Origin of the sequence: Massilia genomosp. 1 (assembly GCF_011682185.1) — a bacterium.
In the GTDB taxonomy this organism is placed as follows: domain Bacteria; phylum Pseudomonadota; class Gammaproteobacteria; order Burkholderiales; family Burkholderiaceae_D; genus Telluria_A; species Telluria_A rubra.
On the sequence record NZ_WHJF01000166.1, the window covers coordinates 1 to 8421 of the forward strand.

The following is an 8421-nucleotide window of genomic DNA, read 5'->3' on the forward strand; positions in this document are numbered from 1 at the left end:
CGAGATCACCACCACACTGGTGCAGGCATGAGCGTGGCCCACTTCTTCAAGCCGCACGAAAAAGATATCGGCGGCGGCTTTCGGGTACGCCGCGTGCTGCCGGCCGCCGCCAAGCAGGCGGTCGGGCCGTTCATCTTTTTCGACCACTTCGGTCCCATCGACGCGCCGGCCGAGGCCAATCACGACGTGCGCCCGCATCCGCACATCGGCCTGGCCACGGTGACGTATCTGTACGAAGGCGCCATCGAGCACCGCGACAGCGTCGGATCGGTCCAGCGCATCGAACCGGGCGCGATCAACTGGATGACGGCCGGCAGCGGCATCGTCCACTCCGAGCGCACCCCGCTCGACCTGGCCGGCAAGCCGCGCCGCTCGCACGGCTTGCAACTGTGGGCCGCGCTGCCGCGCGCGCACGAGGAAGACGCGCCAAGCTTTGTACACACGCCGGCGACCGCGATTCCGGTGGCGCAGCTCGACGGCGCGCTGGTGCGGGTGCTGATCGGCAGCGCCTTCGGCCACACGTCGCCGGTGGCCACCTTCAGCGAAACGCTGTATCTCGACATCGCGCTCGATGCGGGCCGCAGCATCGAGCTGGACGACCTGCCGCAGGAAGTGGCGATCTATCCGGTGACGGGCGAGATTGCCATCGATGGCGAGTTGCTGGCGCCGAACACGATGGCGTACCTCGACGCTGGCACCGGCGCGAGCGTGTATGCCGGCGCCGGCGCGCAGTTCGTGGTGATCGGTGGCGCGCCGCTCGACGGCCACCGCTACATGGTCTGGAATTTCGTCTCGTCGAGCAAGGAGCGCATCGCGCGCGCTTGCGACGACTGGGAACAGCAGCGCTTCGACAAGGTACCCGGCGAGACCGAGTTCATTCCCCTGCCAAAACGTTAGGCTGTGTTTGCCGGGGAAGTTTGCAGCAAGTCCGCAATCCCAATAATCGGGTGTCAGGTCTGACATTCGGACACGAACTGGGCAATTAATCTGTCTTTAATCGGGTGTCAGGTCTGACATTCGGACACGAACTGGGCAATTAATCTGTCTTAACGTGGTGTCAGACCTGCCACCACGTTGGACTATCGTTCAGCTCGTGTCCGAATGTCAGACCTGACACCTCGTTAGACCCTGACACCTCGTTAGACCTGTTATGACATTATCGTTCAGCTCGTGTCCGAATGTCAGACCTGACACCTCGTTAGACCTTATCGTTCAGCTCGTGTCCGAATGTCAGACCTGACACCTCGTTGGAATTTCGTCGCGTCGAGCAAGGAGCGCATCGCGCGCGCTTGCGACGATTGGGAGCAGCAGCGCTTCGACAAAAATGCCCGGCGAGACCGAGTTCATTCCCTTGCCAAAACGTTAGGCTTGCTTCAAAGAAAATGGAACTTTGCGGCATGCGGGGAATCTAAGCCTTCATGCAAACAAGGTGTGGAGGTGATCATGAAAATTCCTGATGAGCTGCAAATTCCCGCTGTCGTTTTCAGCCTGCAGGCGGCAATGCTGTTCGGCCTGGCGATGGTGTTCCTGGTACTGCTTCCCAACTGACCACGCACCCGGCCGGCAGCATCACGCTGCCGGCTGTCACCACCCCGCAACCCTGCGCGCGAAAGATTATTCGTTCGGCCATAGGCAAGCGCCCCCATCCCCGCTTGTGTTTCCTCAATACAACGATTCAGCGAATTTGAAGTGGTCCTCGGTATGCAAATAGTTGCCCGTAGTCCACAATCCGTTCCCTGAAACAATTACACCTTTGAGGACAAAGAATGAATCAACCACTGCGCCTGGCCCTGGTCACAGCGATCCTGGCAGCCTTCAGTGTTTCATCGCACGCAGCCGATGATGCTCCTGCCGTCACCATCAGCGGATTCGGCACTGCCGCCCTGACGGCCGCCGATACCGATGACGTTGAGTACGCGCGTTTCAACCAGGCCGCTGGCGTGGGCAACAGCCCGCGCGCCGGCGTGGACTCCAATTTCGGCATCCAGGGCACCGCCAAGATCAACAACTGGCTGTCGTTGACCGCACAGGGCCTGGCCCGCAAGAATGCGCGCGATTCCTACGGCGCCGAACTGAGCTGGGCGTTCGCCAAGTTCAAGGTCAATGACGAAATCTCGATCCGCGTCGGCCGCATCGGCATGCCGGTGTATATGATTTCCGATTTCCGCCAGGTGGGCTACGCCAACACCATGATCCGTCCGTCGCAGGAAGTGTACGGCCAGATTTACGGCGATTCCTACGACGGTATCGATGCGATGTACCAGCACAATTTTGGCGACACCACCGTGACCGCGCAGGTTGGTATCGGCAAAATGTCGACCAAGATTACCAGCGACAACCGGGTCGAGTACAAGCCGGCAACCACGATCCATATCGTCGCTGAAAACGGCCCGTTCACCGTGCGTTTCGGCCGCGCCGACGCCAAGGTCAGCCTGCAGGGCAGCGAAACGCTCGACGGCTTGCTGGGCACCCTGCGCCGGGTCGGCATGGACAAGGTCGCCAGCGACCTGTCGGTCACCGACGTCGACGGTTCCTTCACCTCGCTCGGCTTCACCATGGACTACAAGAACATCCTGGTGCAGAGCGAGTACGCCGTGCGCAGGACCGATTCGCTGGTGATCCACGACACCACCTCGTACTACACGATGCTCGGCTACCGCTTCGGCAAGATCACGCCTTACTACTATTATGGCAACGTCAAGCAGGACAGCGATCGGGCCTACGCGGGCTTGCCATCGACCGGCCCGCTGGCGGCGCTGTCGGCCGGCGTGAACACGGCGATGAAGGCCGGCCTGCAGTCGACCAATGCGCTCGGCGTGCGCTGGGACTTCCATAAATCGGCCGCGCTGAAGGTGCAGGTCGACCGCATCAAGCCACGCGATGGCTCGGGCACGTTCCTGAACGCCAAGCCAGGTTTCCGCGATGCGGTCAATGTCTACGCCGCCGGCGTCGACTTCGTATTCTGAGGAAGCGGACATGAAGACAATTATCGGCAAGATGCTGCTGGCGGCGGGTTTGTGCGCCACAACCGTGCCCGCCCTGGCGGAAATCGTGGTCATCGTAAACACAAAGAACCCGGCCACGCGCATGTTCAGCGAGCAGGCGGGCCAGTTCTTTATTGGCAAGTCGGCCTTGTTCACGCCGGTCGAGTTCAATGAAGGCGCGCCCATCCGCAACGAGTTCTACAGCAAGGTGCTGCAGAAGGAACCGGCGCAGGTCAAGGCCATCTGGTCCAAGCTGGTGTTCACCGGCAAGGGCACGGCGCCCAAGGAATACCATACGGCGGCCGAGGTAAAGAAAGCGGTTGCCGCCGATGTCAGTGCCATCGGCTACATCGACAAGTCGGCCGTGGACGACAGCGTGAAAGTCATCCTGACAGTGCAGTAAGCGATGGCGGCCCGCGCGCGTGCGCCGGGCCGTTCTCATCAGTTGGCCCCCTTGCGCCCGTCATCGCGACTGGCGCAATCCTCCTCGCACGATCCCCGCAGTCATCATTGTTTTCCTCCTGCTTCGTCTTTGCTTGCCAAGCGTAATTCATGCTTGCGCTTCGTCATGTCTGAATATTGTCTCTTCTGGCATGCCATAAAAATACGGTTTACGGAGAAGGTTATTTGTTAGGCCATGTTCAAGCGCGCCAATACCTGCCTATGTTCCTTCGATACAACGCTTTCGTGAATTAAGCCGCATCGCTGTACACAAATGCTTACTCGTGTCCCACACTAGCGACTCAGCACTAGCGAACTATCGAGGAGAAAATATGAATAAACCACTGCGTCTTGCCATGGTCTCAGTCATCCTGGCAGCTTTCAGCATGTCGTCGCAGGCGGCCGATGGGCCTACCGTGACGATCAGCGGATTCGGTACCGCGGCCCTGACCGCGACCGATACGGATGACATCGAATTCGCGCGGCCGAATCAACAAGCCGGCGTGGGCAAGAACCCGCGTCCCGGGGTCGATTCCAATCTTGGTATCCAGGGCATGGTCAAGATGAACGATTGGCTGTCGTTTACCGTGCAGGGCCTGGCGCGCAAGAATGCGCGCGACGCCTGGGGCGCGGAATTGGCGTGGGCATTTGCAAAATTCAAGATCAATGATGAGCTGTCGGTGCGCGTCGGTCGCATGGGCATGCCGGTCTACATGATTTCGGATTTCCGCCAGGTTGGTTACGCCAATACCATGATCCGTCCGCCCACCGAAGTGTATCGCCAGGTCAATGGCGATTCCTTCGACGGCGTCGACCTGGTGTACCAGCACAGCTTCGGCGAGACCACGGTGACCGCACAGGCCGGTATCGGCAATGTATCGGCCAAAATCACCGATGACAACCGGGTCACTTACAAGCCGGCCACGATGATTCATATCGTCGCCGAAAACGGTCCGTTCACCTTGCGCGTCGGCCGTGCCGACGCCAAGGTGACGATCCAGGACAGCGAACAGCTCGACGGCTTGCTGGCCACCTTGCGCCGGGTCGGCCTGGTCCAGGTCGCGAACGATCTCAGCATTACCGACGTGGACGGTTCGTTCACCTCGGCCGGCTTCACGATGGACTACAAGAATTTCCTGGTGCAGACCGAGTATGCGATCCGCAGGACCGACTCGCGCATCGTGCCGGACACCAATTCGTATTACGCGATGTTCGGCTATCGCTTCGGCAAGATCACGCCGTACTACTTCTATGGCGACACCAAGCAGGACAATGCCCGCACGTATGCCGGTTTGCCGACGGCCGGCCCGCTGGCGCCGCTCGCGGCCGGGGTCAATGGCGTGGTCAAGGCGGCCCAGCAGTCGACCAACGCGATCGGGGTGCGCTGGGATTTTGCCAAGTCCGCCGCCTTGAAGGTGCAGGTCGACCGCATCAAGCCGCGCGACGGCGCCGGTACCTTTTTGCGCGCCAAGCCAGGGTTCCACGATACCGTCAACGTATATGCCGCCGGTATCGACTTTGTATTTTAAGGAGAGCAGGATGAAGACAATAATCGGCAAGATGCTGCTGGCGGCAGGCTTGTTTGCGGCGGGTCTGCCCGCCTTTGCGGAAATCGTGGTGATCGTCAATCCGAAGAACCCGGCCACGCGCATGTTCAGCGAGCAGGCCGGTCAGTTTTTTATCGGCAAGTCGACCTTGTTCACGCCGATCGAATTCAATGAGGGCGCGGCCATCCGCACCGAGTTCTACACCAAGGTGCTGCAAAAGGAGCCGGCCCAGGTCAAGGCAATCTGGACCAAGCTGGTGTTTACCGGCAAGGGCACGGCGCCCAAGGAATATCACTCGGCCGCCGAGGTGAAAAAAGCCGTCGCGGCCGACGTGAGCGCGATCGGCTACATCGACAAGTCGGCCGTGGACGATACCGTCAAGGTGATTCTCACGGTCCAGTAAGGATCGACGGCAGGAACCCAGGCCCTCCAGCCCGCGGCGGAGGGTTTTTCCATTTCTGGCGCATGCATCTTGCCCTTGCGGGGCCGCATCTGCTAGGCTGGGCGACCGCCGCCACCTTGCCACCTTGCCACCGCGATGACGCCACTTTCCGCCGCACCCCTGACCGTTCCTGCAGCGGACGGCCATCCCGCCTTCGGCCGCTTTGCCGGCGCTGCCACGCGCTTCGACTGGGCCCTGCTGGCCGCGCCGCACGCGCGCAGCCGCTGGTGGCGGCGCTTTCACCACAAGCGCTGGCACTACACCGCAATCGCCACCGATCAGCTGTTCTGCGGCATCGCCATCGTCGATGTGGGCTGGACCAACACGGCGTTTGCCTACGTGTTCGAGCGCACCCGGCGCGAGGTGGTGGCCGGCTTCTCGCGCGACGGCGTGCCGGGACTGACGGCGCGCCTGGCCGGGCACGCGGGCGGCCACAGCCGTTTCAGGTTCGGCGCCAGCCGTATCGACATGTCGGCCAGCGCGCTGTCGCTGCGCTGCCAGGGCCTGGAGATCGAGGCCGCCTTTGACGCGCCCGGCGCACCGCTGTTGCTGGCCGTCGGGCCGGTGCGCGGCGGGGCGGTGCATGCGACGCAAAAATCGTCGGGCCTGGCGCTGGGCGGCAGCGTGCGCGTGGGCACGCAAGCCTATGCGCTCGATGGCGGAGTGGCCAGCTTCGACTATTCCAACGGCTTGCTGGCGCGCGAGACGGCGTGGCGCTGGGCCTCGGCGCACAGCCTGGTGCTCGGCTTCAACCTGCAGGCCGGTTACTTTGGCGTACACGAGAACGCCTTGTGGCTGGACGGGCGCTTGATCGGCCTGGGCGCGGCCACCTTCGATTTCAACGAGCATGATCCGATGGCGCCTTGGCATGTGTTCACCGACGATGGTTTGCTCGACCTGCATTTCACGCCGGAAGGGTGCCGGCGCGAAGACAAGAACCTGCTGGTGGCGGCGAGCCGTTACGTGCAGCCGATCGGCACGTTTTCCGGGTGGGTGAGGGCCAGCATGGATGCGCCGCGCCGGGCCGTGACGCGGCTGGCGGGCGTGACCGAGGACCACGCCTCGCGCTGGTAGACGTGCAGCCGTGCCGGCGCGTGCGTGCGGCGTGCGCAACATGCAATTCTTTTTATCTTGACATCAAAATTCAGGCGGCATATATTCCTCCTGCCTGAGTTGGAAGCGTTTCCATAATGGAGGGAACGGGTTGTTTCCTTGCTCCAATAATTCAACAGGCCCCCGCATTTTGCGCAGTTCGGCACAGCGCGGTGTCAGCGATGGTCGAAGCGCTACCACAGCGCTTTCCGGCCCGACGCCGCTTTTATGAAGAGCAGTTATCAGGAGACATTGTGAAAAATCAAAACAACATCCAGGCAAAGCGGAAATGCATGCTGTCCGCCATCGCGGGCGGCATTCTCGCCATGTACGGCGCCGGCGCGCACGCCAGCGTGACCAATCCCGTCATCGGGCAATTGCTGTGGTCGGAAGAATTCAACGGCCCCAGCCTGAACAGCCTGGTGTGGACGGCGGACGACGGCAACGGTTGCCAGATCAACCTGTGCGGCTATGGCAACCAGGAATTGCAGTACTACAGCCCGAACAACCTGTCGATCGTGAACGTGCCGTTCGAATCGAACTCGCGCGCCTTGGCGATCAAGGCCCAGCGCCAGACGATCGGCAGCAATTCCTTTACTTCCGGCAAAGTAACCTCGGCCGGCAAGGTGCAAGTCCAGTACGGCATGATCGAAATGCGCGTGAGCACGCCGGCGCTCGGCACCGGCTTGTGGCCGGCCGCATGGTTGCTCGGTTCCAGCCCGCAGAGTTGGCCGCGCAATGGCGAAATCGATATTCTCGAGATGGGCCACCGGGCCAGTGCGCGCGCCGCCGCCGGCAATGCGCCGATCGACAGCTTCGTCGGCTCGAACGTGATCACCTATCAGCAGACCGCCTGCGTGCCGGGTAACGAAAGCTGCGCGGCCTCGACCGCGTGGCAAACCAAGAACTGGTATGTCGCGCCGACCTCGATGGCGAACCGCTTTGTGACCTATCGCCTGTACTGGACCGAGTCGCACATGCGCTTTACGGTCGTCGATAACGGTGTCGAGCACAATCTGTACGACAACCCGCTGCCGGTCAATTCGAGCGCGCTGCAAGCGCCGTTCTACCTGCTGCTGAACCTGGCCGTGGGCGGCAACTTCACCGACGCCGCCGCGCCCGGACAAGTCACCGCGCCGCTGCCGGGCACCATGTACGTCGATTATGTGCGCGTGTATCAGCTCGACGGCAAGGGATCGGTCAAGCTGGGCAACCAGTCGACGCCGGAAGTGGGCAAGTTCGGCGTCTTCACCGATAACACCGCCGTCAACAACAAGCAGGTGGCCGGCGCCAGTTCCGATATCTTCGTGTGGAATAACGCGTCCATGTCGGCCGGCAATATCGCGCCGTTCGAGGGCAGCAATGTCATGGCCTTGAACTACACCGCGCCCAACCAGTGGTTCGGCGGCAGCGTGCAATCGCGCCAGGCGCACGATATGAGCAATTTCAGGAATGGCAACCTGAAATTGCGCATCAAGATTCCGGCCAATGTGGCCTTCAACGTGAGTATCCAGGATACCTACACCAATCAGAATGCGGTCAAGTTCCCGGCCAATGCGACCACGTATGGCCTGGTGCGCAACGGCGACTGGGCCACGGCGACGATTCCGGTATCGACCCTGGTCGGGCCGAAAGTGGCCTTGCAGTCGATGCTGGACCTGTTCCAGTTTTCCAGCGAGGCGACGCAACTGCCGACGGCGCCGTTCCAGATGGCGATTGACGATATTGTGTGGGAGTCGGGTACGCCGACGCCGACGCCAACCCCGACCCCGACACCAACCCCGACACCAACGCCAACGCCAACGCCAACGCCAACGCCAACGCCAACGCCCACGCCAACGCCAACCCCGCCCCCAACGCCAACCACCACTTCGGTCAGCTCCCCCGAGACCGGCCCCACAACGCGGCAAGGCGC

8 protein-coding genes are annotated in these 8421 nt (G+C 61.7%); all 8 read left to right on the forward strand.

Going from position 1 to position 8421, the window contains the following annotated elements; all coding sequences use genetic code 11:
• The first annotated feature begins 27 nt into the window (after positions 1–27).
• Entirely contained in the window at positions 28–897 is an 870-nt protein-coding gene (locus F1735_RS31560) for a pirin family protein (protein WP_167240729.1), read from the forward strand.
• Between the two features lie 330 nt (positions 898–1227).
• Complete coding sequence (locus F1735_RS38355; RefSeq protein ID WP_373888615.1) at positions 1228–1548, forward strand: pirin-like C-terminal cupin domain-containing protein; 321 nt, start codon at positions 1228–1230, stop codon at positions 1546–1548.
• A 218-nt stretch (positions 1549–1766) separates the two neighbouring features.
• Positions 1767–2966 carry a hypothetical protein gene (locus tag F1735_RS31570; protein WP_167240731.1) on the forward strand — a complete coding sequence of 400 codons (1200 nt, stop codon included), beginning with the start codon at positions 1767–1769 and terminating at the stop codon, positions 2964–2966.
• Between the two features lie 10 nt (positions 2967–2976).
• On the forward strand, positions 2977–3387 hold the full coding sequence (locus F1735_RS31575) for a hypothetical protein (RefSeq protein ID WP_167231010.1): 411 nt from the start codon (positions 2977–2979) through the stop codon (positions 3385–3387).
• 370 nt (positions 3388–3757) lie between these two features.
• Positions 3758–4954 carry a porin gene (locus F1735_RS31580; RefSeq protein WP_167240733.1) on the forward strand — a complete coding sequence of 399 codons (1197 nt, stop codon included), beginning with the start codon at positions 3758–3760 and terminating at the stop codon, positions 4952–4954.
• A gap of 10 nt (positions 4955–4964) precedes the next feature.
• Positions 4965–5375: a hypothetical protein gene (locus F1735_RS31585; RefSeq protein WP_167240735.1), complete on the forward strand. Its 411-nt coding sequence runs from the start codon at positions 4965–4967 to the stop codon at positions 5373–5375.
• Positions 5376–5510: 135 nt separating this feature from the next.
• On the forward strand, positions 5511–6488 hold the full coding sequence (locus tag F1735_RS31590) for a DUF2804 domain-containing protein (RefSeq protein ID WP_167240736.1): 978 nt from the start codon (positions 5511–5513) through the stop codon (positions 6486–6488).
• A gap of 311 nt (positions 6489–6799) precedes the next feature.
• On the forward strand, positions 6800–8421 hold a 1622-nt coding region (locus tag F1735_RS31595; RefSeq protein ID WP_222853134.1), incomplete at its 3' end, for a glycoside hydrolase family 16 protein.

Coding starts and splice junctions, on each gene's coding strand:
- F1735_RS31560 (WP_167240729.1), top strand. CDS start 28: ATGAGCGTGGCCCACTTCTTCAAGCCGCACGAAAAAGATATCGGCGGC.
- F1735_RS38355 (WP_373888615.1), top strand. CDS start 1,228: ATGTCAGACCTGACACCTCGTTGGAATTTCGTCGCGTCGAGCAAGGAG.
- F1735_RS31570 (WP_167240731.1), top strand. CDS start 1,767: ATGAATCAACCACTGCGCCTGGCCCTGGTCACAGCGATCCTGGCAGCC.
- F1735_RS31575 (WP_167231010.1), top strand. CDS start 2,977: ATGAAGACAATTATCGGCAAGATGCTGCTGGCGGCGGGTTTGTGCGCC.
- F1735_RS31580 (WP_167240733.1), top strand. CDS start 3,758: ATGAATAAACCACTGCGTCTTGCCATGGTCTCAGTCATCCTGGCAGCT.
- F1735_RS31585 (WP_167240735.1), top strand. CDS start 4,965: ATGAAGACAATAATCGGCAAGATGCTGCTGGCGGCAGGCTTGTTTGCG.
- F1735_RS31590 (WP_167240736.1), top strand. CDS start 5,511: ATGACGCCACTTTCCGCCGCACCCCTGACCGTTCCTGCAGCGGACGGC.